Source organism: Gluconobacter vitians (genome assembly GCF_015244565.1).
GTDB lineage: Bacteria > Pseudomonadota > Alphaproteobacteria > Acetobacterales > Acetobacteraceae > Gluconobacter > Gluconobacter vitians.
In genome coordinates this window covers 178,162-202,809 of the sequence record NZ_JABCQG010000002.1, presented here as the reverse complement: position 1 = coordinate 202,809, position 24,648 = coordinate 178,162, and the positions used below count along the sequence as shown (strand labels likewise).

Annotated in this window: 22 protein-coding genes and 1 other RNA gene; 3 read left to right on the top strand and 20 right to left on the bottom strand. The window is 62.5% G+C overall.

The genetic code is table 11. The features are described from left to right. Positions 1-6 precede the first annotated feature (6 nt). From ftsA to rnpB, 16 genes are all read right to left on the bottom strand, one after another. A complete protein-coding gene (gene ftsA / locus HKD24_RS02575) occupies positions 7-1,404 on the bottom strand; it encodes a cell division protein FtsA (RefSeq protein ID WP_194258873.1) in 1,398 nt (465 codons plus the stop codon). Continuing rightward, positions 1,401-2,339: a cell division protein FtsQ/DivIB gene (locus HKD24_RS02570; protein WP_194258872.1), complete on the bottom strand. Its 939-nt coding sequence runs from the start codon at positions 2,337-2,339 to the stop codon at positions 1,401-1,403. The genes ftsA and HKD24_RS02570 overlap by 4 nt, the downstream gene beginning before the upstream one ends. Next, positions 2,339-3,250: a D-alanine--D-alanine ligase gene (locus tag HKD24_RS02565; protein ID WP_194258871.1), complete on the bottom strand. Its 912-nt coding sequence runs from the start codon at positions 3,248-3,250 to the stop codon at positions 2,339-2,341. The genes HKD24_RS02570 and HKD24_RS02565 overlap by 1 nt, the downstream gene beginning before the upstream one ends. Beyond that, entirely contained in the window at positions 3,247-4,167 is a 921-nt protein-coding gene (murB, locus tag HKD24_RS02560) for a UDP-N-acetylmuramate dehydrogenase (RefSeq protein WP_194258870.1), read from the bottom strand. The genes HKD24_RS02565 and murB overlap by 4 nt, the downstream gene beginning before the upstream one ends. Next, on the bottom strand, positions 4,164-5,597 hold the full coding sequence (gene murC / locus HKD24_RS02555; protein WP_194258869.1) for a UDP-N-acetylmuramate--L-alanine ligase: 1,434 nt from the start codon (positions 5,595-5,597) through the stop codon (positions 4,164-4,166). The genes murB and murC overlap by 4 nt, the downstream gene beginning before the upstream one ends. A gap of 38 nt (positions 5,598-5,635) precedes the next feature. After that, positions 5,636-6,733 (bottom strand): undecaprenyldiphospho-muramoylpentapeptide beta-N-acetylglucosaminyltransferase, encoded by a 1,098-nt coding sequence (gene murG, locus HKD24_RS02550; RefSeq protein ID WP_194258868.1) that lies wholly within the window; start codon positions 6,731-6,733, stop codon positions 5,636-5,638. Further along, the gene (locus HKD24_RS02545; RefSeq protein ID WP_194258867.1) at positions 6,730-7,923 is read right to left on the bottom strand and encodes an FtsW/RodA/SpoVE family cell cycle protein; all 1,194 of its coding nucleotides are present in this window, start codon (positions 7,921-7,923) and stop codon (positions 6,730-6,732) included. Before HKD24_RS02545 ends, murG begins: the two co-directional genes overlap by 4 nt. A 4-nt stretch (positions 7,924-7,927) precedes the next feature. Continuing rightward, positions 7,928-9,274, bottom strand: a complete 1,347-nt coding sequence (gene murD / locus HKD24_RS02540) for a UDP-N-acetylmuramoyl-L-alanine--D-glutamate ligase (RefSeq protein WP_194258866.1) — start codon at positions 9,272-9,274, stop codon at positions 7,928-7,930. After that, positions 9,271-10,362, bottom strand: coding sequence for a phospho-N-acetylmuramoyl-pentapeptide-transferase (gene mraY, locus HKD24_RS02535; protein WP_011251751.1), 1,092 nt, complete (start codon positions 10,360-10,362; stop codon positions 9,271-9,273). The genes murD and mraY overlap by 4 nt, the downstream gene beginning before the upstream one ends. After that, on the bottom strand, positions 10,362-11,735 hold the full coding sequence (locus tag HKD24_RS02530; protein ID WP_194258865.1) for a UDP-N-acetylmuramoyl-tripeptide--D-alanyl-D-alanine ligase: 1,374 nt from the start codon (positions 11,733-11,735) through the stop codon (positions 10,362-10,364). The genes mraY and HKD24_RS02530 overlap by 1 nt, the downstream gene beginning before the upstream one ends. Next, positions 11,732-13,192 (bottom strand): UDP-N-acetylmuramoyl-L-alanyl-D-glutamate--2,6-diaminopimelate ligase, encoded by a 1,461-nt coding sequence (locus HKD24_RS02525; protein ID WP_194258864.1) that lies wholly within the window; start codon positions 13,190-13,192, stop codon positions 11,732-11,734. The genes HKD24_RS02530 and HKD24_RS02525 overlap by 4 nt, the downstream gene beginning before the upstream one ends. Before the next feature lie 8 nt (positions 13,193-13,200). Then, complete coding sequence (locus tag HKD24_RS02520; protein WP_194258863.1) at positions 13,201-15,186, bottom strand: peptidoglycan D,D-transpeptidase FtsI family protein; 1,986 nt, start codon at positions 15,184-15,186, stop codon at positions 13,201-13,203. A gap of 81 nt (positions 15,187-15,267) precedes the next feature. Next, positions 15,268-16,053: a cell division protein FtsL gene (ftsL, locus tag HKD24_RS02515; protein ID WP_194258862.1), complete on the bottom strand. Its 786-nt coding sequence runs from the start codon at positions 16,051-16,053 to the stop codon at positions 15,268-15,270. Next, on the bottom strand, positions 16,050-17,021 hold the full coding sequence (gene rsmH, locus HKD24_RS02510) for a 16S rRNA (cytosine(1402)-N(4))-methyltransferase RsmH (RefSeq protein WP_194258861.1): 972 nt from the start codon (positions 17,019-17,021) through the stop codon (positions 16,050-16,052). Before rsmH ends, ftsL begins: the two co-directional genes overlap by 4 nt. Further along, positions 17,018-17,497, bottom strand: a complete 480-nt coding sequence (gene mraZ, locus HKD24_RS02505) for a division/cell wall cluster transcriptional repressor MraZ (RefSeq protein WP_194258860.1) — start codon at positions 17,495-17,497, stop codon at positions 17,018-17,020. Before mraZ ends, rsmH begins: the two co-directional genes overlap by 4 nt. 290 nt (positions 17,498-17,787) lie before the next feature. Then, an RNA gene (rnpB, locus tag HKD24_RS02500) (RNase P RNA component class A) lies at positions 17,788-18,206 on the bottom strand. Between the two features lie 75 nt (positions 18,207-18,281). Between rnpB and HKD24_RS02495 the strand changes: the two genes are divergently transcribed. Beyond that, positions 18,282-19,277, top strand: a complete 996-nt coding sequence (locus HKD24_RS02495) for an alpha/beta hydrolase (RefSeq protein ID WP_194258859.1) — start codon at positions 18,282-18,284, stop codon at positions 19,275-19,277. A gap of 24 nt (positions 19,278-19,301) precedes the next feature. Here the strand turns inward: HKD24_RS02495 and HKD24_RS02490 are convergent, their stop codons facing one another. Both HKD24_RS02490 and zwf read right to left on the bottom strand, forming a co-directional pair. Then, entirely contained in the window at positions 19,302-19,772 is a 471-nt protein-coding gene (locus tag HKD24_RS02490; protein ID WP_194258858.1) for a hypothetical protein, read from the bottom strand. 6 nt (positions 19,773-19,778) lie between these two features. Continuing rightward, positions 19,779-21,248 (bottom strand): glucose-6-phosphate dehydrogenase, encoded by a 1,470-nt coding sequence (gene zwf, locus HKD24_RS02485; RefSeq protein ID WP_194258857.1) that lies wholly within the window; start codon positions 21,246-21,248, stop codon positions 19,779-19,781. Positions 21,249-21,530: 282 nt separating this feature from the next. Between zwf and HKD24_RS02480 the strand changes: the two genes are divergently transcribed. Beyond that, a complete protein-coding gene (locus tag HKD24_RS02480) occupies positions 21,531-21,797 on the top strand; it encodes a DUF2312 domain-containing protein (RefSeq protein WP_011251740.1) in 267 nt (88 codons plus the stop codon). A gap of 69 nt (positions 21,798-21,866) precedes the next feature. Then, the gene (locus HKD24_RS02475; protein WP_194258856.1) at positions 21,867-22,463 is read left to right on the top strand and encodes a hypothetical protein; all 597 of its coding nucleotides are present in this window, start codon (positions 21,867-21,869) and stop codon (positions 22,461-22,463) included. Positions 22,464-22,487: 24 nt separating this feature from the next. Here the strand turns inward: HKD24_RS02475 and proB are convergent, their stop codons facing one another. Then, complete coding sequence (proB, locus tag HKD24_RS02470; protein ID WP_194258855.1) at positions 22,488-23,624, bottom strand: glutamate 5-kinase; 1,137 nt, start codon at positions 23,622-23,624, stop codon at positions 22,488-22,490. Next, the gene (gene obgE / locus HKD24_RS02465) at positions 23,621-24,631 is read right to left on the bottom strand and encodes a GTPase ObgE (RefSeq protein WP_011251737.1); all 1,011 of its coding nucleotides are present in this window, start codon (positions 24,629-24,631) and stop codon (positions 23,621-23,623) included. Before obgE ends, proB begins: the two co-directional genes overlap by 4 nt. Positions 24,632-24,648 lie beyond the last annotated feature (17 nt).

The following is a 24,648-nucleotide window of genomic DNA, read 5'->3' as shown; positions in this document are numbered from 1 at the left end:
AGTAGCTTATACATGGTTACGTATGAAGCCCACGAGACGTTTAACAAGTCCGCGAGGTCTTGGTTCGGGGGCGGAAATATCTCCAAACTCCCGATCCGCACCCGCTGCCCAGGCCAAAAGCCCCGCAGCGGTTGAAAAGCCTGCCGAAGCCGCGGCCGTCTCGGGCAGGCCATAAATATTCTGGGGTTTTCCCATCCTAACCGGTCGGCCGAGGATGCGGGTTGCGACAGGGACGATTCCTTCCAGTAGCGATGCGCCGCCCGTCAGGACGACCCTGCCATTGGCCAGTCGGCCTAGTCCGGCGTTGTCGAGCGACTGACGAACGAGTTCGAGCGTCTCTTCGATCCGGGGCTGGATGACGGAAATGACCTTGGATCGCTGAAGCCTTACAAGGCGGTCGCTGTTCTCGCCGATCAGCGGAACCGACAGGATTTCCCGCTGGTCATCCGAGCCCATCTGGGCTGCGCCATACATTGTCTTGAGACGTTCGGCCGTCTCCAGAGACGTGGAGAGCACACCGGCAATATCGCGCGTGACATGCAGGCCTCCAACACGGATCTGGGCCGTGTGAAGCAGCTTACCTTCGCAGAAAACCGCAAGGGATGTCGTGCCACCGCCCATTTCCACGACGGTCACGCCCAGTTCGCGTTCTTCGGCGGCCAGTACGGAGACACCGGAGGCGAACGGGCTTGCGACCAGTCCGTCCAGTTTCAGTTCAGCGTGCTGCAGAACGGCATCGAGCGTGCGGAGCGCGCTTGAGTTCATGTCCACGACATGCATACGCGTGGCCAGTTCTTCGCACTGATGACCAATCGGATCTGCGATCCCGGGAATCGAATCAACAACATATCCGATGGGGAGCGTATGGATGACCTCGCGCCCCTCCATCCAGGCGCGGGCCTGTCCTTCGGCGATCAGGCGCTGCACGTCTCCGGCGGTGACTTCGCGGCCGCCGATGGGGATCTGTGCGTCGACCAGACGGCTCAGCGGGCGGCCGCAGGACAGGTTGACGACGAGCGAGTCCATGCGGCGTTCGGCGGCTTCCTCGGCCTGCCCGACAGTGGCGCGGATCGCCGCTTCGGCTTCGCGGATATCGACGATGGATCCCGAACGGATGCCATGGGAACGGCGCCATCCATGGCCCAGAACCTGAATGGATCCGTCCGGTTCGCCCTTGCCGATCAGGCAGGTCATTTTCGTCGTGCCGATGTCCAGCGCTCCGAAGATCCCCGGACGCCAGGCGATGGTCCTCTGGGTTTCTTCCGGGGGAAGGGGAAGGATGTCACGCGGAACCCGGTTGACGCTGACATCACGCTCGCCACCAACAGGGATGAGGGACCGGCCCCTGAGACCGCCCCGGCGACGGAATGCCGGAAGATCTGACATGGAGGTAAGGTCATTCATGGTTGCTTCGTGCCGTCTGCTGGTGGTGGAGGTGAGGACGGATCGGTTTTTGCCTTGTCGGGGGCAGGAGCCGGGGCCTGCGGAGGCTGGTGAATGACCATTCGATCCGGAAGTCGCAGATCAATCGACTGGACCGGTCGTTCCAGCAGACGCATGCTCTGCTGATAGCGGGCCAGACGCGCAAAAGCCGCGGCTTCTTCGCCTTCAGGCAGCATGACGGTCGTCCCGTCCTTGAGCGTGGCATTCCAGCGCCGGTTGCCCACGCGGATCAGGGCAGTGACCTGGCTTTTAACCAGAGGCTCATGGTTCAGGGCATCAATCACACTCGCCGCTGCCGTATTCGCGCCTTCACCCACCACGAGTGGCAGTTGCAGAAATGCCTGCGCATTTTTCCCGGTCAGGCCCTGATCGGAGACTTCTTCTCCGGCCCGGTTGATGAGCATGAAATGCCCGCGGTCCTGCCAGACGGCGATCGGAGTCCGTTCCACGAGCGTGATAATGACCGTATCGGGCATGTGCCGCTCGACCGTTGCGTGGTCGATGAACGGCAACTCATCCAGCCGCTGGCGCGCGGCTTCGACGGAAAATCCGAAGATGGGATGACCGACCGATGTCCCCAGAGCCTCCTGGATCGAAGCCTCGCTCGTCATGCTGCGGCCGTTGATGATGATGTGGCGGATGGGCAGCGGTTCCATTTCCACCAGACGGGCCCGTAGCGGAGCGAAGCGCTCTTCGGAAGCTGCGTCATACAGCAGTCGTATTCCCGCGCCGGCAATTCCCATCACGACCAGAAAGACGATCGCAGGCCGGATCAGCCGCCGTTGCCGGCGCCAGAACAGCTTTGCCCGTGACGGACGGTCTTCCTGGGGCGGAAGGGCCCCGGAATAGCGTTCCCGGACAAAATCGTCTCTCTGAAAGGACGGATCCTCCCGCATCAGCGCGTCAGTGCCTCCCGGACCATCCAGTCACACAGTTCCGGATAGGAGATGCCGCAATAGGCAGCCTGTTCCGGCAGCAGGGATGTCGGTGTCATGCCGGGCTGTGTGTTGACCTCGAGGATGACCAGCGTGTCGGTGTCCTCATCGTAGCGGAAATCCGTACGGCTGGCCCCCTGACAGCCCAGTGTCTGATGGGCGCGCAGAGCGTAATCAAGCGCACGGTCCGTCACCGCCTGCGGAAGCTCCGCAGGGACCACATGACGCGAGCCGCCAGCCTTGTATTTAGCCTCGAAATCATAAAACGCAGCCGTTTCGCTGGGCAGGATGTCCGTCACGGCCAGAGCTCGGTCTCCCATGACGCCGGCAGTCAGCTCGCGGCCGGGAATGAAGCTCTCGACCAGCGCGTCTTTTCCGAAGCGCCAGGTCCGCGCGATTTCGGCGCGACGGTTGTCTCCCGTCCGCACGATCTCGACCCCGACGGAGGAGCCTTCGGCGACCGGCTTGATGACGTAAGGTGTGGGGAGTGGATCGGCTTCGGCCAGTTCATCGACCGTCACGACACGTCCCTGCGCTACGGGCAGACCGGCTGCGGCGAGAAGGATACGGGTCGCGCCCTTGTCCATCGCCACGGCCGAGGCGCGGATGCCGGAATGGGTGTAGGGCAGGCCAAGCCATTCCAGGACGCCCTGAATGGCACCGTCTTCGCCACGCGGGCCGTGCAGGGCGTTGAAAACGACGTCCGGTGCGGCGGCTTTCAGACTGGCGATGGTCGTTGCGATATCCGGGCCGACATCGATTGGCGTGACGTCGTGTCCCTTTTCGCGCAGCGCCTCGATTGCGGCTTTGCCACTGACGAGACTGACAGGCCGCTCACTGGATGTTCCCCCCAACAGGACTGCGACCTTCATACCGTCTGTTCTCCTTCGGATTTGCGCCCGATACGTTTGATTTCCCAATGCAGGTCCACGCCGCTCTGTGCCAGCACTTTTTCGCGCACGGTTTCGCCCAGCGTTTCCAGATCCGCGCTGCTGGCCTGTCCCAGATTGAGCAGGAAGTTGCAGTGCTTCTCGCTGACCTGCGCATCCCCGATCTGAAGACCACGGCATCCGGCATCGTCAATGAGCTGCCAGGCCTTGTGGCCTTCGGGGTTGCGGAAGGTTGAGCCGCCGGTCCGCGCCCGCACGGGCTGCGAGGCTTCGCGCGAAGCTCGGATGTCTGCAATGCGGCTGCGGATGGCGTCTGCGTTGTCCGGTGTGCCGCGCAGGCTGGCGCGGATCACCACGCTGCCTTCGGGAAGCTCCGAATGGCGATAGGCAAAGCCGAGATCGTCATGGGACAGGCGGCGCAGATCGCCTTCGTCCGTCAGGATGTCCGCCCATTCGAGAACGGCGTTGATATCCGATCCGTAGGCGCCCGCATTCATGCGGACGGCACCGCCGATCGATCCCGGAATGCCAGCCAGAAACTCCAGCCCTGCCAGACCGGCAGCGGCGGCATGTTCGGCCACAGTGATGTCGAGCGCGGCTGCACCTACAATGAGGCTGTCGCCCTGCACATCAATGTTCGCAAAACCACGCGCTAGGCGGATAACCGTACCGGCAATACCACCATCGCGGATAATGACGTTCGAGCACGCACCTAAAACCGTAACCGGCATGGTGGCCGGTTTTTCGCGCAGGAAAAGGGCCAGATCATCTTGGTCTTCGGGAACGAACAGCCAGTCCGCCGGGCCGCCCACGCGGAACCATGCGCGGGGGCCAAGCAGGGCGTTCGGGGTCAGTCTGCCGCGCAGGCCTTTGACGGGAAAATCGCTGCTGCCCGTCATGCCGCGCCTTCGGTTGCGGGCTGGCGGTTCAGGGCTTCGAGCTGGGCGGGGAGGGCCTGCGCCCACTGGGTGATGGTGCCGGCGCCGAGGCAGACAACGTAATCGCCCGGCTTGGCGATGACGTTAATCATTTCTGCCAGATGAGCCGGGTCGGGGAGCGGCACGACGGAGCGATGGCCGCGGTCGCGCAGGCCTTCAACGAGTGCATCGCGGCCCGCACCCTCGATCGGTGCTTCGCCTGCGGCATAGACATCCGCCACGATGACCGTGTCGGCATCGTTCATGCAGGTGCAGAACTCGTTGAACAGGACCTTCAGGCGCGAATAGCGGTGCGGCTGCATAACGGCGATGACGTTACGCGCACCGGCCTGACGGGCCGCCTTGAGCACGGCGGCGATTTCGACCGGGTGATGGCCATAATCGTCGATGATGGAAATGCCGTTATACTCGCCCGTGCGCGTGAAGCGGCGCTTGACGCCCTTGAAGGTCGTCAGGGCGGACGCGATCACGGAATCACTGATTTCCATTTCCAGCGCGACGGCGATGGCCGCGAGCGAGTTCAGGACGTTGTGGTGTCCGAGCATCGGCAGACGGAACGGACCGGCGCGGCGCGAGCGGTTGCGCTGGCGGTTGGTGACCACGACCTCGAATGTCGCGCCGCGCTTGTCCATGACGACCTTCTCGGCGCGGATATCGGCCTGCGGGCTGAAACCGTAGGTGATGACGCGATGATCGGACAGGCGCGGGATCATCTGCTGCACCTGCGGGTGATCCACGCACAGGACCGCAAAGCCGTAGAACGGAATGTTCGAGACGAACTGGTCGTAGCCGGCCTGCATAGCCTCTTCCGTGCCCCAGTGATCCAGGTGTTCCGGATCCATGTTGGTTACCACCGCAATCACGGCCGGCAGGCGCAGGAAGGACCCGTCGCTTTCATCGGCCTCTACGACCATCCAGTCGCCTGACCCCATACGTGTGTTGGTGCCGTAAGCCTCGATGATGCCGCCATTGATGACAGTCGGGTCCAGACGGGCATGCTCAAGCACGCAGGCCACGAGGCTAGTGGTCGTCGTCTTGCCATGCGTGCCGCCGATGGCGACGGACCAGCGCAGGCGCATCAGTTCGGCCAGCATTTCCGCACGCCGGACGACGGGGATGAGCTTCGCGCGGGCGGCCACAACTTCCGGGTTGTCCTTTTTCACGGCCGTCGAGGTCACGACGACCTGCGCGTCGCCCAGATTAGCGGCATCATGGCCGATATGGACGACAATCCCGGCCTGGCGCAGGCGCTGCACATTGGCGCCCTCGGCAATATCGGAACCCTGCACCTTGTAGCCCAGCATGTGCAGGACTTCGGCGATGCCGGACATGCCGATGCCGCCGATACCGACGAAGTGAATGGTTCCGATGTTCAGGGGCAGGGCGCGCATGGGGCAGGTACTCTTGGGCAGAAACGAGAAAACAAGGATCAGGACCGCAGGGCGGATTCAATCAGATCAGCAACTTTTGCGGCAGCATGAGGGCGCGCACACAGATGAGCGGCTTTTGCTGCGTTTTCGAGCTTTTCTGGATGGGAAAACAGGTCTGTCAGCAGAGCCGTCAGGGTTGCGGGCGTGAAATCGGGCTGTCGGATCATCCAGGCTGCACCGGCATCGACGAGCGCCTGACCATTCGCGCCCTGTTCATCGGACGCTGCGATGGGCAGCGGCACCAAAATGGATGGCAGACCGGTCATGGCCAGTTCCGCAACCGAAGAACCGCCTGCGCGTCCGATCACGAGATGGGCATTTTTCAGACAGGCCGGAACATCCGTAAAGAAGGGGGCGGCTTCGACTTCGATTCCCGCATTTTCGTAGATGCCGCGGACGCGCAGCAGATCATCGGCCTTGATCTGCTGCGTGACTTTCAGGCGTTTGCGGAATTCTTCGGGAAGGGCGGCCAGCGCCTGTGGCACGATGTCGGAGAACACGCGTGCGCCCAGGGAGCCACCCCAGACCAGAAGGTTGATTCTGTCTTTGGGCGGCGCATAGACATGACCACACAGCGCCTCGATCCCTGCACGGACAGGCATCCCGGTCAGTGTCGTCTGCGCGTTTTTGGGAAGTCGGGCGACCTTCGCATAGGACGTGGCGATCAGCGGAGAAAAGCGGGACAGGAAGGCGTTGGCCTGTCCGAGCACGGCATTGCCTTCATGGATGACCATCTGCGGACGCTTTGCTGAAGGCAGAAGGCGCGATGCGGTCAGAGGCGGGATGGACGGATAGCCGCCGAAGCCAACAACAGCGGCGGCATCAAGCGTGTTCAGGATCCGTCGTGCTTCCATCATGCCGCGCAGCAGGGCCAGTACGCCACGGATTTTTGCGCCAATGCCTTTGCCAGCCACGCCTGCGCCGTCCAGCACATATTGCGGACGGTCCTTGAACAGGCCGGTTTCTCGACGTCCATGCCGGGCGTCCGTCATCAGGACAAGGTCGTGACCCCGTCCCGCAAGCACGGTTGCGACGGCTTCGGCCGGGAAGAAATGTCCGCCTGTGCCACCGGCGGCGATAACGATGGGGCGGCTCACGGCGCGTTCCTCTCAAACAATGGGGCCTGTCCGTATGGGACGGAGGCTCTCTGACCGATCCTGCTCTGGCCGACGTGATGGCGTGTCAGGGCCAGAACCATACCCATGGTCAGGGCCACCGACATTGCCGAACTGCCGCCATAGGAGATGAAAGGCAGGGTCATGCCCTTTGTCGGGATCAGATGCAATGTCGAACCCATGTTGACGAAAGCCTGAAGGCCAAAGCCTGTCACCAGACCGGCAGTGGAGACGATGACGAACGGGTCATCCTCATGCATCAGCTTGAGCAGGGTGCGCAGAACGATGATTCCGAACAGCAGGATGATGCCGATGCACAGGATCAGGCCGTATTCCTCACCTGCGACCGCGAAGACGAAGTCGGCATGGGCATCGGGCAGCAGATCCTTTACGCGGCCTTCGCCGGGCCCCCGGCCGAGCAGGCCACCATTTCCGAACGCCCGCAGAGCGGTGTCGATCTGGTAGTGGTCACCCACATCGGGATGCAGGAAGCGCTGCACGCGGGACTGTACATGCGGAAAGACGATGTAGGCGATTGCAAAGGCGCCCGCCATGCCAGCCACGCACAGTCCGACCCAGTAGAGCTTGAGACCGTCCACGAAAAGCTGGGTCATGAAGACCATCGTGATGACGGACAGCATTCCGATATCCGGCTGGGATTTCAGCAGAACCAGAATGAACCCGAAGCACAGGAAGGCCACCAGCATGCCCGGGAACGCGATGTTGCCCCACATCACGACGGAACGGCGCGCGGAGAGCAACCAGCCAGTGACGACTGCAAAGCAGGGCTTGAGGAACTCCGAGGGCTGAACCGACATCATCGGCAGCGCAATCCAGCGGCGCGCGCCTTTGATTTCCATGCCGTGCACAAGCGTCATGGCCGTGGCGCCGAGCGCTATGATGCCACCGATGATCGCGAGCTTCTTGATGGCCTGTCGGGACAGGTAGGACGTTCCAAGCACGATCGCTCCGGCCAGCGCCAAGAAGATGACCTGCTTGAGAATGAACATGTTGCGCGAGGCGCCAATACGCGAGGCCACGGCTGGACTGGCCGCCAGCATCAGGACGTAGCCGAGCCCGATCAGCAGGCCGACGCAGGCCAGCGTCACACGGTCCAGATTGCGCCACCAGCGGGCAAGCGCAGAAGTCTCGACACGGGACAGTCCCGACATGGTGTCAATCCTCCTGTTTCTGCGTGGGGTTGGTGCCCGAATGGCCTGATTTTACGATATTATCGCAAATCTGAAGGAAGTGTGAACCTCGATCCTCGAAACTGCGAAATTGATCGAAACTTGCACAGGCGGGTGAGAGCAGGACGACGGGAATGTTTTCGTCGAGAGCGGCTTGGAAAGCGGCTGGAACAGCATTTTCCAATGTTCCGCACTGCTGGAAGGGTACGCCATGCGTTGCCAGCGTCACGGCCAGGACGTCCGCGTCCTGTCCGATCAGAAAAGCCTGTGTGATATGACCGAAAAAGGGCGCGAGACTTTCGATGCCGCCCGCTTTTGCAACTCCGCCCGCAATCCACATGACTTTGTCATAGGCGGCGAGAGCCTTGGAGACGGCCTCGGCGTTCGTGGCCTTGCTGTCGTTGATGAAAGAGACACCATCGCATTCCGCCACTTTCTGCAGGCGATGCTCCAGGCCGGGGAATGATTTCAGGCCGGTCCGGATTGCCGCCTCATCAAGGCCGAGATGGCGCGCGATGGCCAGGGCCGCGCCGACATTCTGGGCATTATGCCGTCCGGGAAGGGCCGGGCCGTCGTAAGGTGGCAGGGCGTCTGCGTCCAGTTCAACAACCTGCACGCCGCGAGATGTGACCTGTGAGGCGATGGCGCGGCACCAGTCATCATCCATGCCGATCACGGCCAGATCGTCCGGGCCCATATTGTCGAAAACATGAGCCTTGGCGGCGGCATAGCCTGCCATGTCACCATGGCGGTCCAGATGGTCGGGGGTCAGGTTCAGCAGGCAGGCGGCGTTCGCGTGGAAACGGTCCAGCCGTTCGAGCATGTAGGACGACATTTCGATGACGTAGACGCCGTCATCGGGCAGGAGCGGTAATGCCAGCGATGCCGTGCCCAGATTACCACCCGCCGCGCAGGGACGCCCGGCCATCGTAAAAAGATGGGCGATCAGCGCCGTCGTCGTCGATTTCCCGTTTGTTCCCGTGACGGCAACGAACGCGGCCTTTGATTCGGACTTTCGGACGGCGCGATACAGGATCTCGGCGTCGGACAGGATCTGGATCCCCTGTGCCCGGGCGAGGTCCGCGACGGGATGGGCTTTGGGCAGCAGATGGGGAATGCCGGGGGACAGGATGAGGGCCGTCATGCCGGACAGGTCGGTCAGGGGGGCAACGGTCAGGTTCGGTTGCGCGGGAAGATCGGCATTGCGATCATCCCAGGCCTGAACCTCTGCGCCCATCCCGAGCAGCGCCTGCACAACGGCTGTGCCATTGCGCCCCAGACCGCAGACGGCATAGCGCTCGCCTGCGAGGAGGTTGGACGGAAAGCCGCTCATCGCAGTTTCAGCGTCGCCAGACCGCACAGGCCCAGCACGATGGAGACGATCCAGAACCGGATTACGATTTTCGGCTCCTGCCAGCCCTTTTTCTCAAAATGGTGGTGCAGCGGTGCCATCAGGAATACGCGCCGTCCGGTTCGTTTGAACCAGAAGATCTGGATCACGACGGAGAGGGTTTCAGCAACGAAAACGCCGCCTACGATGCACAGCACGAGTTCATGTTTGGTGGCGACGGCCACGGCTCCGAGAGCGCCGCCGAGGGACAGGGAGCCGGTATCGCCCATGAAGACAGCGGCCGGCGGGGCGTTGAACCACAGGAACCCGAGACCCGCGCCAATCAATGCTGCACAGAAAACCGCGAGTTCGCCCGTACCAGGAACCGGGTGGAGCTGTAGGTAATCGGCGAAGACGTGGTTGCCGACCAGATAGGAAATCAGCGCGAAGACCAGTGCCGCGATTACGACCGGGACGATGGCCAGACCGTCCAGCCCGTCCGTGAAGTTCACAGCATTGCCGAAGCCTGTAATGGTGATCATCGCAAAGATCGGGAAGGCATAGCCCAGCGGAAGCAGCACATCCTTGACGAAGGGAAAGGCGACCATGTTGCGCAGTTCCGGCGGCGTCAGGGACTGGAGCCAGATTCCGGCGATCAGCGACGCAAGAAACTCGCAGCCAAGCCGGGTGCGCTTAGAGACGCCGGTCGTGTTGCGTTTGGAGAGCTTCAGGTAGTCATCGGCAAAACCGACGGCTCCAAAGGCTGCCGTGGTCAGCATGACCGCCCAGACAAACCCGTTTGTCAGGTCTGCCCAGAGCAGCGTGGCTGAGAACAGTGCAATCAGGATCAGCATGCCGCCCATGGTGGGGGTGCCGGCCTTTTCCAGAATGTGCCGCTCGGGACCGACAGTGCGAATTGGCTGGCCTTCGCGCTGGATCCGCTTGAGCTGTGCGATGAAAGGGTTGCCCAGTGCCAGGGAGATGACCAGCGCCGTCAGGCAGGCGCAGCCCGAACGGAATGTCAGGTAATGGAACAGGTTGAAGAACCCGCCATGGGACGTGTCATGGGCGGCGATGAGATTGAAAAGCATCAGGCAGAAACCGGGCTGGAAGCGTTGTCGAGGACTGAGATCACGTCACGCATCCGGCTGCCGAAGCTGCCTTTCACGAGCAGGAGATCACCGGGGCGAAGGGCTTTGAGCAGAAGAGGGGCCAGAGACGCGGCATCAGCGGCGTATCCTCCCCGAAGTTCGGACGGAAGCGCGTCATAAAGCGCGCGCATATGGCGGCCGCAGCAGAAGGCGATGGCCCTGGCGTTCTGAACGGCGTCCGCCAGCGAACGGTGTTCGGCATCGGCGAAGGTGCCGAGTTCGCGGATGTCTCCGAGAGCCGCGATGTGCCGCTGGGCCGGGAGCAGCGCGAGGGTTGCCAGAGCCGCGCGGACGCTGGGCGTGGAGGCGTTATAGCTTTCGTCCAGAAGGCGTACGTCGTTCAGGATCGTGCGCATCTGTCCACGTCCGGCGCCCGGCACGAAGTTCCGCAGTGCGGTGGCGGCAACGGCGACGTCTTCGCCCAAGGCTGCAACCGCGCCGAGAGCTAGGGCCGCGTTGCGGGCCAGATGCTCTCCCGGCGCCGTCAGCGTCACGTTCTGGATGCCAGATGGCAGATGAAGCGCAAAATGGCTGCCTTCTGCCGAGCAGTGCAGATTTTCGATCCGGAGCTGTGCCGTCTCGGAGAAGCCCGAACGCCACAGGGTACAGCCTTCGGGCAGGGATGTCCGGAAATGCTCCTGACCGGCTGCGTCGTCGGGAACGATGGCGGTCCCGTTGTCCGCAAGCGCGCCGAACAGGTCGGATTTTTCCTGCGCAATCGCCTCGATGCTGCCCATATGGCCGAGATGCGCCGTGCCGATCGTGGTGATGATGGCCACATCGGGCCGGACCTGAGCAGCGAGGGGAGCAATTTCCCCGACATGATTCATGCCGATTTCGCTGATGCAGAACCGGGCGTCCTGCGGCAGTCGTGCCAGTGTCAGGGGCACGCCCCAGTGATTGTTGTAGGAGGCGACGGCGGCGTGCGTCGGGCCGATGGCGGACAGCGCGACGTTCAGCATGTCCTTGGTCGTCGTCTTGCCGACACTTCCGGTAATCGCGACGACCTTGCCGCGAAAGCGCGCTCGCGCATAACGGCCCAGATCCACAAGGGCAGTCATGGTGTCAGGAACGATCAGAAGGCGCGGGTCGTCCAGACCGGCTATGTCATGCACAAGCGCGCAGGCTGCGCCCTTGTCCAGAGCCTGCCGGACATGGGCATGACCGTCGCTCATTTCGCCACGCAGGGCGATAAACAGGTCGCCCGGGGCCAACGTTCGGGTGTCGATTGAGATGCCCGTAACCTGAACATCGGCATTCAGTGTTCCACCCGTCGCAGCCCGAAGGTCCGCACTGTTCCACAGAACGCTCATACCGCACCTGCCAGTTCACGAATGACGAGACGGTCATCGAAGGGCAGGATTTCCGTGCCGACGATCTGACCCTGCTCATGTCCCTTGCCGGCCACGACAAGGATATCGCCGGGCTTCAGAGCTTCTAATCCTGCTGCGATGGCGCTGCGGCGGTCTGCGATTTCCAGTGCATCCGGGCATGCCGCCAGGATTTCGGAGCGGATCGAAGCGGGTTCTTCCGTGCGGGGGTTATCGTCCGTCACGATCGCCAGATCCGCCATCCTCGCGGCAACGGCCCCCATGAGCGGGCGCTTGCCGCGGTCACGGTCGCCGCCCGCGCCGAAGACCACGACCAGACGCCCTGCCGTATGCGGTCGCAGGCTGGACAGGACGCAGTCCAGCGCATCGGGGGTGTGGGCATAATCGACATAGGCGGCAGCACCGTTGGGCAACGCAACAGCCCGCTCGCACCGGCCGTGTACACCCGTCAGGCGCGGCAGAAGGGCTACAACCTGCCGGGTGTCGGCGTCATCTTGCCAGCACATGGCAGCCGCCAGCATCACGTTGTCAGCCTGAAAGCGCCCGGGAAGCGAAAGGGAGATTTCGGGCAGTTCCTCGCCATGCAGGGCGAAACGCAGGATCTGCCCTGACGGCGTGGGACGGGCTTCGATCAGTCGCAGCGTGGTGCCATTGCGCCCGACGCTGCGGAGTTTCAGGCTCCGACGGGCTGCAATGTTCTGAAGAGCCGCAAACGTCTCGCTGTCCATGTCTGCATTGACCGCCGCGATGCCCCCCGTGGGCAGCACTTCGTCAAACAGGCGCAATTTTGCCGTGCGATAGGCTTCCAGCGTCAGGTGATAATCGAGATGGTCGCGCGTCAGATTGGAGAAACTTGCCGCCGTCAAAGTGACGCCGTCCAGCCGATGCTGCTCCAGTCCGTGCGACGAGGCTTCGAGGGCGACATGCTCCACGCCGTTGCGGGCCAGCGCGGCCAGGGTCTGGGACAGCGATACGGGGTCCGGTGTGGTCAGGCTCGGTGGAGCTGGCACGTCCGTGTCGGAAATGAGGCCCAGCGTTCCGAGACTTGCCGCCCGGTTTCCCTGAAGCGTCCAGAGCTGGCGCAGGAAATCGGCCGTGCTGCTTTTGCCGTTCGTTCCCGTGATTGCGGCGATGCAGGAGGGCTGCCGACCAGCAAGGGCGGAGGCCATGCAGGCCAGCAGATGCTTGGCGTCCGGACGTACGATCACAGGGATTGCAGCACTCAGATCGATAGTTTCATGATCCACGATGACCGCCGCAGCGCCCTGTGACATGGCCTGTGCGATGAAAGCGCTGCCATCCTGCTTCACTCCGCGCAGGGCGAAGAAGAGCGTACCCGGACCGGCTCTGCGGCTATCGGCTGTTACGGACAGGATCTCGGGATCGTCCGTCAGGGACTGAGGCGTACCGCAGAGGGCAAAAAGCTGGGAGAGGCGCATCAAACGGTTCAGTGCTGTGTCTTTGAGGGCTGGGTCTTGGCGGCGTGGGCTTGGTTGCGCGGGTCGCCCGGATCATTTCCGGGACCAAGGGCGCGGTATCCGGCAGGAACGGGCGGGTTCATCGGAATGGCGAGGGAGGCGTCAATCGCATCCTTGTTCGCCAGATCAGGGAACTGGTTCAGGATCGGGCCGACACGCGAAATAATCTTCTTGACCGTGGGTGCGGCGTTCCATGCGGCTGTCGTCCAGCCATGCGTCGCGGCTGTGCCCTGCGGACTGTCGAGCATGACATAGACGGCGTAATGCGGGTTGTTCATCGGGAACACGCTGGTGAAGGCCGAGACGTTCACGTGTTTCAAGTAGCCACCATGTGCGCCGATCTTTTCTGCCGTGCCGGTCTTGCCGCCGACATAATAGCCGGGGACCTCGGCGGACTTGCCGCTCCCCAGTGTAACGTCCAGACGCAGCAGCTTGCGCAGGAGCGCTGAGGTCTGTTCGGACAGGACGCGTGTGCCCACGGGCGTTTCGGCTCCGATCTCGTCACTGTCCGCACCCGGCCGATAGGCTACGGGCCGGACTTGGGCCGCATCGGCGTCGGACGCCGGCTTGCTGTCGTCTTCGGTATCGCGTGCCACGAGGGTTGGTTTGAGCAGGATACCGCCGTTCACGGTCGCCGCCGTGCCGCGAACGATGGCCAGCGGCGGCTCGGCCACACCGTGACCGAACCCGACCGTCATGACGGTTGAAATGCCCCAGTTGCGCGAGGCGGGAACAAGGGGACGTCCAGCTTCGGGCAGTTCTACGGGAACACGGTTGAAGAAGCCCATGTTCCGCAGCCAGTCCTGCTGGCGGGTTGCACCGACATCGAGCGCGATATGGGCTGCGGCCGGGTTGGAGGAGTAGGCCAGAACGCCGGGCAGAGAGAGCCAGGGGGCGAAATGATCGGTCTTCATGTCGCGGATGGTGAAGCGGCCGACCTTGATCGGAATGGTCGAGAAACGGTCCCACAGATGGACGACCCCAAGTTGCAGACCCATTGCGGCCGTCTGCAGCTTGAACGTTGAGCCGGGCTCATACATGCCGGTGACGGCCCGGTTGAAGCGGGCGTCGTTGGGGGCGTGACCGAAATCGTTGGCGTCGTAATCGGGCAGGCTGACCATGGCCAGGATTTCGCCGGTACGGACGTCCATGACGATCGCGCTGGCGCCGATGGCCGAGAACTCGTCTTTGGCAGCCTGAAGTTCGTCATGCGCAACGGTCTGCACGCGGACATCCAGTGACAGGCGCAGCGGAGATTTGTCCGAATTCAGTCGCTTGTCGAAATAACGTTCCACGCCTGCAATGCCATGATCGTCGATATCGACACTGCCCATGATCTGTGCGGCAGTCCGGCCCAGCGGATAATGGCGGCGTTCGCCTGCTTCGAAATAGATGCCTGGAATGCCCAGATTGTTGATGGCGATTTCCTGAACGGGGGAAATGTCTCGCGCCAGATAGACGAACTGTTTTTTCAGCGACAGGCGGCGGATTGTTTCGTCACGGTCGAGCTGCGGCAGAACTTTCCGGAGCTTGTCCGCAGCATCGGCCGGATCGATCATTTCCATCGGATTGGCATAGACCTGCGCGACGGGGAGCGAGAGGGCGAGGGCCTGACCTGTACGGTCGGTGATTGTGGCGCGTTTAACGGTTGGCAGAACGAAATCGCCCGCCATTTCTCCACGTGGGTCACTCTTAGGAATTTCCGGGACCTGGGGCGCGATCTGGCGTTTTTCAGGCTCCATCGGCATCAGGACGGTCGCCACTGTCGCCTTGAGCGCCACGGCGCCATAAATCGCGAGAAATCCCATCCCGACGCCGAGCAGGCGCCCGTGCATCTGGTCAAGATTCAGTCGGCGCAGTCCCCGTGGCTGCGCGGTCTTGCGGGAATGCCCTGACGGCACATCCGGGCGCTCGGGGCGCTGCGAACCGGAAGAAGGTGGCACGTCCTGAGGCATCGTGCGGGGGTGCGTCCTGTTGAAGGGCTCGCCCTAAGCTATCCGAAAATGCTGAACGAGCGGTTAATGATGGAAGGGCTCTCAGTTAGCCAACGGCACAGGCGCGGGCAATGCGTCATTCGCATTTCCCAGAGCGGAAAGTTGTGCGTGATGCGGGTGCGGACGCTCTTCGGCCAGACGGGCTGGGGCTGCGGCATGGCTCACGCGCACGGTCTGCGGGTGCCAGGCTGCAACCATCAGGGGAGCAGGGTGGCTCTCACGATAGCTTACGAGATGGACGCTGGGCGCGCTGTCCGCATGGCTGCGGGCAGAGGCCGTAATGGTGCGTGGCGCTGCCGAGGCCAACTGCGTGTCGGCATTATGCGCATGGGAGACATGCGGCTGGACCGGCACAGGCTTTGCTGCCGGAGTAGGGTGCGTTGCCACGGCGACGACCAGCGGATGCGGGGCAGGTGCAGGCTGTGCAGGTGTATGGGTGACAGTCTGTGGTGCAGGCAGCGGAAGATGTGCCGCTTCGGCTGCGCGGTTAACGACTTCGTGCAGTCCTTCACGTGGATCAGCGGGCTGCGCCTTCGAACCGGGTGCGGGCAGACGAGATTCAAGCGAGGCCATGCGGATGAACTGGTCCGGCTCCATCGGGTGCAGGGAAGGCACGAAACGGGCTGCCAGTGTGTTCAGGCGATCGGGCTGGTTCAGGAGAGCCCATTCCGTCCGAAGCATGGCAGTCTGGCCGCGCACGCGCTGGGTTTCCTGAACGATCTTCGTGATCTTCTGGTCCAGAACCGTGGTCTCATGCTTCTTGGTGTAGAGAAACAGGCCAGATCCTGCGGCGAGGACAGCGCAGGCAACGGTGAAGGGCCGGATCATGAGGGCATTCCTGAGACGGGCATCTTGGAGACGGGGTTACGGACCAGTGCGCGCAGACGGGCACTGCGGGCACGCGGATTTTCCCGGGCTTCCTCATCCGTGGCGGAGAGGGGGCGGGAATGAAGAAGGGAAAAGGCCGGCGCTTCCTGACGGAGCGGGGCCGGTTCGTAACGGGACGGGTTTCCCGTCCGGCCTGCGAGCACTGCCATGGCGCGCTTGGCCAGACGATCCTCGAGGGAATGGAAGGTCACGACCACGAAAACTCCACCCGGGGCCAGCAGGCGTGGTGCGGTTTCGAAAGCGCGTTCGAGTTCGCCAAGCTCATCATTCACCGCAATGCGCAGCCCCTGGAAGCTGCGGGTCGCGGGGTCGATATTGGCGCGGTCACGGGGGACGCAGCAGCGGATGATATGTGCCAGCTGACCGGTCGTGGTGATCGGGGCTTCGGCGCGTGCGGCTACGATGGCGCGTGCAATGCGGCGGGAGAGTTTTTCTTCGCCGTAGCGGTACAGGATGTCCGCGAGATCTGCTTCCTTGCAGGTATTCACCAGATCCGCAGCGGAAGGACCATCGGAGCCCATCCGCATGTCCAGCGGACCATCATTGCGGAAGGAAAAGCCGCGCTCGGCCTGATCGATCTGAAAGGATGAAACTCCCAGATCCAGAACGATGCCGTCGAACGGTCCTTCCGCTCCGACCAGCGCTTCCATGTCGCCGAACGTCCCCTGATGCATTCGAAGGCGCCCGTTAGCCTGAATGGCCATGGCGTTTCCGCGCTCGATGGCAGCGGGGTCGCGGTCGATCGCATCCAGCGTGCAGTCGGCTGCATTCAGGATGGCACGGGCATAGCCACCGCCACCGAACGTTCCGTCCAGATAACGTCCGCCAGTACGGGGGGCGAGGGCTTCGAGAACCTCGTGCAGCATGACCGGAACATGACCGGAATGGATCAGGGTGATCGCGTTCATTCTGCTGCTCCCGCAGGGTTGCTGGCGGGACGGCGGCTGGTGGCAAGCGTCTTGGCGCGGCTGCGTGCGGCCTGACGGCGTTCTGCGGCAGCGGTCGGGTTCCAGATCTGGAAGGTCCGGCCAAGCCCCATGAAAGCAACTTCGTCCGTCAGAACGGCGTGGGTGCGCAGGGTTTCAGGAAGGATGATGCGGCCTTCCTTGTCGCTGTCCAGCGGATAGGCATCCGCATAGAGGCTGGCGGCCAGATCTTCATGATCTTCCGAAAAGGGATCGTATTCGTCGAGCGGTGTGGCGAGGGCGGCAAATGCGCCGGTCGTCCAGCCCTCGATGCAGGGATGCAGATGGGACGGGCGCAGGATGACCAGTGGATCTCCCGGCTGGGCCTGTGATTTCAGGGCGGCGCGGAAAGATGCAGGAATGGAAACACGTCCCTTGGCATCGAAACGGTTCTGATGCGTGCCGAGGAACATGCTCATGGATGATGTGCCTCCTTCCTGCGCTCAGAACCGGTAATGCGGCTTCTGGTTATTTGGCTTGTCTTGACTGGGATATCATGGGATTTCATGGGACGTCAAACAGATATCGTCAGAAAACCGCAGAAAACTGCGACATTTTCAAAACTGGAAATGTGACGGAAATTTTTGCGGTTTATTAGGGTTTATCAGGGATAATCGCTCTGGCGGAACTATACCTGCCGTTATTTGTTCTGTTTTTGTTCTTCTTTAATGAGCGGAACAATTACTGGAAGAACAGATTTTTTTCAGAGGGTGCCAGACGGCCTGTAAGCCGGGTTCTGTCCGCCCGAAAGCGGGACGATCATTCCTCTGGGACCTGCATTGCTGCAGGCCTCACGCAACCAACCCGAACGACGGGGCGAGAAACCCCCGGTCCCCTTGCGGAGACCTGCCGTTCCTATTCGGTCTTGCTCCCGGTAGGGTTTACCATGACCATCGCCGTTGCCGGAGATGCGGTGCGCTCTTGCCGCACCGTTTCGCCCTTACCCGCAACATGTTCCCCGGCGAATGAACGCGTGGGGTACAGTCCGGCGGGCGGTCTGTTTTCTGTGGCACTGTCCCTGGGGTCGCCCCCGCCGGCAATTAACCGGTACCGTCTTCCCATGGAGCCCGGACTTTCCTCCCTGTATGCGATCCTCATCGCACACACAGCGATCGTCCAGCCGTCTGGCGGCGCAGACACTGCTCCGGGATGCCTGCGGGGTCAAGGGCAGACTTTTCAGTAAAATCCCGGCATAATGACAAAATGCGTCCAACCCTGACCTTGCGGATTTTCCTTTTCTGGCTTGCCCGGCAGGCCCGTAAACGGGGCGTCGTACCACGGCGTGTTGCTCTGGATGAGATCCCGCCGATCCCGGCCGTGCCCCCATCCGCGGACGTCCTGCGGCAGATCCGGCGGGTGACAGGTCGCCCGAGTTTCCCGGTCTGGCTGTCGTCGCTGCGGATCCGTAGCTGGCGTGACATCCGGGTTCCGGGAGCGGAGGGACCGAGGACGGCGCGCCTGTACCGGCCGCGTGGAAAGGTCCGGGGTGTTGTCCTCTTCCTGCATGGCGGTGGATTCGTGCATTGCGATCTCGTATCCCATCACGGGATCTGCTGCCGGCTTGCGGCGGCATCGGGGGCGATGGTTCTTTCGCTGGACTATCGCCTTGCGCCGGAACACCGTTTCCCGGCTGGTCTGGAGGATGCCAAATCGGCGCTGGACTGGATTTTTCGGACTGTTCCGCCAGACATGCCTGTTGCGGTTGCCGGGGACAGTGCGGGCGGCAATCTTTCTGCTGCGCTGACACAATGGGTGCGCTCGCAGGGGATGCGTGCGCTCAGTGCCCAGCTTCTTTATTATCCGGCCCTGAGTGGTCCGTTCGCGCCACCTTCGCGTGAGACATACGCGGAAGGTTACATGCTGAGCACGGAGCTTCTGTACTGGTATTGTGGCCAGACGCTCAGTTCGCCCGAGCAGCTTTTTGATCCGGCATTCTCGCCTCTGCTGGTGGAAAGCCTGAAGGATCTGCCGCCTGCCATGGTCGTGACGGCGGGATTTGATCCGCTTCGGGGTGAGGGGGAGCTTTATGCCCGACGCCTCGATGAAGCCGGAATACCAGTCAGACTGAAAAACTTTCCGCGGATGATACACGGCTTCCTGAACGGCTATGCGCTGTTCCGGGACGGGCGTCGGGCGCTCAGGGAAGGGGGGCTGTTCCTGCGCGAGGCATTTGCGCAGAAAAAAGGCGAAGCCCGCTAGCAGGCCCCGCCTTCCGGGAATGTCTTAAAGGGGTAGATCGTGGAAGGCGCCGGGCGTTCCTGCGTCTGTCTGTACCGTGCGCTCGGAGCGGTTAATTTTCAGGCTGAACAACTTGTCGGCCGAAGGTGTTGCGCCGGGACAGCCATTTCCGTGCCGTCCCAGAACATCCATCGTGGGTGTGTTATCGGCCGCATTCCCGTTCACCACGAAAACCAGGCAGTGCCGGGGCAGGTCCGTCAGGTTGTCTTTCACGACGGCCAGGCGGAGATGCTCCACCAGAGCCGTGTTGTCGAACCAGCTGAGTTTGCTGAACGTGATCTTGTCGTAGGACATGTCCAGCAGTCCGGTCCGGACCGCAATGAACATCAGCAGGAAGGCCGGAATGACGACCAGCATTCGCCGCAGCAGAAGTTGTTTGAAGCTGCGGGGCTGCCGGCGCGGGCCCCGGCCCGGATTGCGGCCGAGACGGGGCGTTGCGCTCTTATCATCACTCAAATGGTGTTACTCCGCGGCTTCGTGCCAGATATCGCCATGCCCGGCGAGCAGGCGGGTGGCCTGTTCCGGTCCGTAAGAGCCTGCACTATAGGTCTGCATCGGGACCTTGTCATGCTTCCACGCATCGAGGATGGGTTCGGCCCAGCGCCATGCGGCCTCGACCTCGTCGCGGCGGATGAACAGCACCGGATCGCCCCGCACGGCATCGAGCAGAAGCCGCTCGTAGGAGTCCGGGAAGGGCATGCCGCCTTCCATGCGGATTTTGGCGTCGAGATCTGCCGTATGGAGATTGTACACGTCCAGCGCAGGGTTCTTGACGTTCAGCCGCAGTTCGACGCCCTCATTGGGCTGCACGCGCAGGACCAGTCTGTTGCTGGCGGGCGTTGCACCGAACATCGTGGTGGCGGCCGGGCGGAATGTGATGACAATCTCGCTGACCTTGCGGCCTGAACGTTTGGCCGTGCGGATATAGAACGGCACGTTCTTCCAGCGTGGGGTATCGACCCAGGCACGCACTGCGGCATAGGTTTCTGTCGTGCTCGGCTTGCCCAGCTCTTCCAGATAACCCGGAACGTTCTCTCCATCGACCACACCTGCCGTGTACTGCGCGCGCACGGTCTCGGTGGCAGCAGTTGCATCGGTGATGGGGCGCAGGGCGTTCAGGACGGCGAGCTTGGCATTGCGGACGGCATCGGCCTCAAGGGAGTCCGGTGCTTCCATCGCAACCAGGCACAGGACCTGAAGCAGATGGTTCTGGATCATGTCACGCAGGGCGCCGGAGGTGTCGTAATAGGCTGCACGGCCTTCCACGCCCACGGTTTCGACGGCCGTGATCTGAACGCTCTCGATATGCTCTGCGGACCAAGCCGCATTCATCAGCGGATTGGCGAAACGCAGGGCGAGGATGTTCTGGACCGTCTCTTTGCCGAGATAATGGTCGATCCGGTAGATCTGCTTTTCCGGGAAATACTGTCCGACGCCGTCATTGATGGCGGTTGCGGTCGCCATATCGGTGCCGATCGGCTTTTCGAGCACGACCCGGGAATTGGGTGTAATCAGCCCGTACCGGTGCAGGTTCTCGCTGATGCCGCCATAGAGCTGCGGTGCGGTTGCAAAATAATAGACGCGGACGCGGTCAGGCTGCGCCTTGGCCAGCAGGGACTTCAGGGTTTCCCACTGAGGTCCCTCGTGGCTGCTGTCCAGCGTCACATAGTCGAGACGGGCAAGGAAGCGCTCAACCAGTCCCGGGCTCAGGATGTCCGAGGGAAGGAAGCGCTGAAGGGCATCTCGGGCCCGCGCGACATAGGCCTCCCGGTCCAGCTCCGTACGGGCGGCTCCGATGATGCAGGCATCATCTGGAATCTGGCCCATTCGGAGACGGTTATAGAGCGCGGGCAGCAGCTTGCGCATCGTAAGATCGCCAGTGGCACCGAAGATGACATAGTCGAAAGGCTCGACCTGCTGGAAATGTTCCATGGAAGACTCTCTGACCTCTCGAACCCGCAGACCGGGGAAAAAAGGGTTAGGGTTCAGGCCTTTTCAGGCACCGTCTAGTTCCCTGTCAGGGCCCTTCCTGTCAAGGGATAGCCCGAGCACGACCTCGGGAGAAAAGCCTCGTCATGTTCACGCGTTCATGAAACGTGCACATAATTCCGTTGACCGTCCCGCCCTCATCACGATAAGCCGCGCGGCGGATGCTGTGTTCGTGCAGCGCCGGAAAATACAGCCAAGACTTACGCCTCAGGAAGGAAACCGGACATGGATGCAGAAAGCAAAAGCGAAGGCGCTGCCACAGGCGGGATCGCTGCGGACCGTCTGCGCTCCATCATCGAGCGCGTCGAGCGTCTGGAAGAGGAGCGCAAGGCTCTGGCCGGGGACATCAAGGATATTTTTTCCGAAGCCAAATCCGCCGGATTTGACGTGAAAGTCATCAAGCAGATCATCCGTCTGCGCAAGCAGGAGCCGGCCGAGATCGAGGAGCAGGAGACCCTGCTCGATATCTATCGCCGTGCCCTTGGTATGTAATTGCGGGGCATGTAATTCCGGCTTCCGGATACCCGAACGCGCCACCTTCAGACTGGACCAGGCCTCCTTATGATGTCTGATTTTTCATGGCTGCCGGGCTGGGCCTTCGGGTGCCTGGCCGTGGTGGCCGCCCTGTTTGCGCTGGCGCTGCTCTGCATGCCCTTCGCCGTCTTCGGCACCAAGCCGCGGCTGCAGGAACTGGAGTTCCAGATCGCGGAACTGCGGGCGGAACTGCGGGCGCTCAACATGCGGCTGGCCGTTTCGACACGGCCTGACAGTCTGCCTGCCGGACCCGACAGACAGACCGTTGCGGCTGTTGAGCCGCGTACGGTTCATTCAGCTCCGAGCCTGCCGGATGAGGATTATCTCATGCCGGTGCGAAGCCTGCGTTCCGATCTGCCGTCCTATGAGGATGGTCCGGGAGCAGGGGATCCTGAAACCCTGCCGCGTCGCGGTCAGTCCTCCCAATCCGCCCTGCGGGAGGAGATGTCCGACGTCTCCGAACGCGCCTGGGCCCGGGCGCCATGGGAAAAGGATGTCTCGACGACGGGACGACAGCCCCTTGGTCGCAGTATGGACAGGAAGCAGGGCAACAGACCGGTCGTCGAAGAAGACGCCTACCGGCCCCGCTCGGAGCCCAAGCTCCGCTGGCCGCCCAGAGACTAGCCAGCGGCGCGCAGGGCCGACCCGTCAGGGAAGATCGAGCGCCAGGTCATCCCGATGGATCAGGGCATCACGTCCGCGATATCCCAGAAGCTGTTCCATCTCGCCGGAGCGATGGCCAATCAGCTTCTGGCTCTCTTCGGAATCATAAGCGATCAGACCGCGCCCGATAATGCTTCCGTCAGCATCACGGATGAGTACCAGGTCGCCGCGCCCAAAACTGCCCTCAAGGCCGGTCACGCCCGCTGGCAGGAGGGATGCGCCCTCTTCAAGAGCACGACGGGCACCGGCATCGATCGTAAGTGTCCCCTTGGGCTGAAGGCTGCCACCGATCCAGCGCTTGCGGGCGGAGCCGGCATCGGTCTGTGCCATGAACCAGGTGCACAGACCGCCATTCTGCAGCCTGCGGAGCGGATGATGCTCCTGTCCGGCCGCGATCACCATGTTCGCACCCGCGCGCGTCGCAATCCGGGCCGCGAGGAGCTTCGTGCGCATTCCGCCAGACGAATAACCCGGCGGCGGCTCGCCTCCCATCGCCATGATCTCGTCCGTCATCTGTTCGACAACGGGAATATGCCGCGCGGACGGATCCTGTCGCGGGTCCGCCGTATAAAGCCCGTCGATGTCGGACAGCAGGACCAGACAGTCGGCCCCGGTCATCTGGGCTACACGGGCGCCCAAGCGGTCATTGTCGCCGAAGCGGATCTCGCCGGTCGCGATGGCATCGTTTTCGTTGATGACGGGAACGCAGCCCAGATCGAGCAGGGTCTGAAGCGTGGCGCGCGCATTGAGATGGCGCTCACGGTTTTCCGTATCGTCCGGGGTCAGCAGAAGCTGGGCGGCGACCAGATTATGGCCGGCGAGGGCCGCGCTCCAGCCTTGCGCCAGTCCGATCTGGCCGACACTGGCCATGGCCTGTTTTTCGTCCAGCCGCAGGCGGCGGGATGTCAGGCCGAGGCGGTGTCGCGCCAGGGAAATCGCGCCCGAGGACACGACGATGACTTCCGCGCCTCGGGCACGCAGGTCGGCAATATCCGCACAGACGCTCTGCAGCCATTCAAGACGAAGGCTTGCATTCGCGGAATCGACCAGAAGCGCACTTCCGATCTTGATGACGATCCGGCGGGCCTGCGCCAGACGAGGAGCAGAAGCCGGAGCGGTCATCCCTGACGGTCCCTTTTGGCAGCGGTCACGCGATCCTGAAGCAGGCGGAGCAGTTCGGGCAGACCTTCCTGCGTCGCGCCGGACAGCATCATCACTTCCGCACCAGAAGCCTTTGCCAGAGCCCGCTTCTTGGCGGAACGCTGGGTGGGGGTGAGGGAATCGCACTTGTTCAGGACGATGATTTCCGGCTTGGCCGCAAGCTCGGGATCATAGGCCTCAAGCTCCTTGCGGATCAGACGCCAGTGCTTGACGATCTGACTTTCCGTGCCGTCGATCAGATGCAGCAGTGTCGCGCAGCGTTCCACATGCCCGAGGAAGCGGTCCCCAAGCCCGGCGCCTTCGCTGGCGCCTTCGATCAGGCCGGGAATGTCGGCGATCACGAACTCTTCCGTATTGTTCAGCCGCACCACGCCGAGCTGCGGATGCAGGGTCGTGAACGGATAATCGGCAATTTTGGGACGTGCCCGGGACGCGACGGAGAGGAGGGTGGACTTGCCCGCATTGGGCAGACCCACGAGGCCAATATCGGCGATCAGCTTCAGGCGCAGCCACACCCAGCGCTCTTCGCCCGGCCAGCCCTTGTCGGCCCGGCGTGGCGCACGGTTGGTGCTGCTCTTGAAATGGGTGTTGCCAAGACCACCATCACCGCCGCGGCACAGCAGGACTTCCTTGCCCTCGGCATCCAGGTCGGCCAGCAGGGTCTCGCGGTCTTCGTCAAAGATCTGCGTGCCGACTGGCACGTTGATGGTGACATTGGCCGCAGCCGCACCGGTGCGGTTGGAGCCTGCGCCGTTGCCGCCCTTGCGGGCCTTGAAATGCTGCGTGTAGCGGAAATCGATCAGCGTGTTCAGGCCGGGAACCGCGCGGAAAATGATATCGCCACCACGGCCGCCATCACCGCCGTCCGGGCCGCCGAACTCGATGTATTTCTCGCGCCGGAATGCGATCACGCCGTCCCCACCGTCACCGGAACGTACATAGATCTTGGCCTGGTCGAGAAACTTCATCGTATTGTCCGCAAGAA

What these genes read in the sequence shown, in the direction of transcription:
- rsmH (WP_194258861.1), bottom strand. Translation starts at nt 17,021, where the DNA reads ATGAACGCGATCACCCTGATCCATTCCGGTCATGTTCCGGTCATGCTG.
- mraY (WP_011251751.1), bottom strand. Translation starts at nt 10,362, where the DNA reads ATGCTTTTCAATCTCATCGCCGCCCATGACACGTCCCATGGCGGGTTC.
- murC (WP_194258869.1), bottom strand. Translation starts at nt 5,597, where the DNA reads ATGCGCGCCCTGCCCCTGAACATCGGAACCATTCACTTCGTCGGTATC.
- HKD24_RS02495 (WP_194258859.1), top strand. Translation starts at nt 18,282, where the DNA reads ATGCGTCCAACCCTGACCTTGCGGATTTTCCTTTTCTGGCTTGCCCGG.
- zwf (WP_194258857.1), bottom strand. Translation starts at nt 21,248, where the DNA reads ATGGAACATTTCCAGCAGGTCGAGCCTTTCGACTATGTCATCTTCGGT.
- murD (WP_194258866.1), bottom strand. Translation starts at nt 9,274, where the DNA reads ATGAGCGGCTTTCCGTCCAACCTCCTCGCAGGCGAGCGCTATGCCGTC.
- HKD24_RS02545 (WP_194258867.1), bottom strand. Translation starts at nt 7,923, where the DNA reads ATGTCGGGACTGTCCCGTGTCGAGACTTCTGCGCTTGCCCGCTGGTGG.
- ftsL (WP_194258862.1), bottom strand. Translation starts at nt 16,053, where the DNA reads ATGATCCGGCCCTTCACCGTTGCCTGCGCTGTCCTCGCCGCAGGATCT.
- HKD24_RS02570 (WP_194258872.1), bottom strand. Translation starts at nt 2,339, where the DNA reads ATGCGGGAGGATCCGTCCTTTCAGAGAGACGATTTTGTCCGGGAACGC.
- ftsA (WP_194258873.1), bottom strand. Translation starts at nt 1,404, where the DNA reads ATGAATGACCTTACCTCCATGTCAGATCTTCCGGCATTCCGTCGCCGG.
- HKD24_RS02520 (WP_194258863.1), bottom strand. Translation starts at nt 15,186, where the DNA reads ATGCCTCAGGACGTGCCACCTTCTTCCGGTTCGCAGCGCCCCGAGCGC.
- HKD24_RS02525 (WP_194258864.1), bottom strand. Translation starts at nt 13,192, where the DNA reads ATGCGCCTCTCCCAGCTTTTTGCCCTCTGCGGTACGCCTCAGTCCCTG.
- HKD24_RS02475 (WP_194258856.1), top strand. Translation starts at nt 21,867, where the DNA reads ATGATGTCTGATTTTTCATGGCTGCCGGGCTGGGCCTTCGGGTGCCTG.
- mraZ (WP_194258860.1), bottom strand. Translation starts at nt 17,497, where the DNA reads ATGAGCATGTTCCTCGGCACGCATCAGAACCGTTTCGATGCCAAGGGA.
- HKD24_RS02565 (WP_194258871.1), bottom strand. Translation starts at nt 3,250, where the DNA reads ATGAAGGTCGCAGTCCTGTTGGGGGGAACATCCAGTGAGCGGCCTGTC.
- proB (WP_194258855.1), bottom strand. Translation starts at nt 23,624, where the DNA reads ATGACCGCTCCGGCTTCTGCTCCTCGTCTGGCGCAGGCCCGCCGGATC.
- HKD24_RS02530 (WP_194258865.1), bottom strand. Translation starts at nt 11,735, where the DNA reads ATGAGCGTTCTGTGGAACAGTGCGGACCTTCGGGCTGCGACGGGTGGA.
- HKD24_RS02480 (WP_011251740.1), top strand. Translation starts at nt 21,531, where the DNA reads ATGGATGCAGAAAGCAAAAGCGAAGGCGCTGCCACAGGCGGGATCGCT.
- murB (WP_194258870.1), bottom strand. Translation starts at nt 4,167, where the DNA reads ATGACGGGCAGCAGCGATTTTCCCGTCAAAGGCCTGCGCGGCAGACTG.
- obgE (WP_011251737.1), bottom strand. Translation starts at nt 24,631, where the DNA reads ATGAAGTTTCTCGACCAGGCCAAGATCTATGTACGTTCCGGTGACGGT.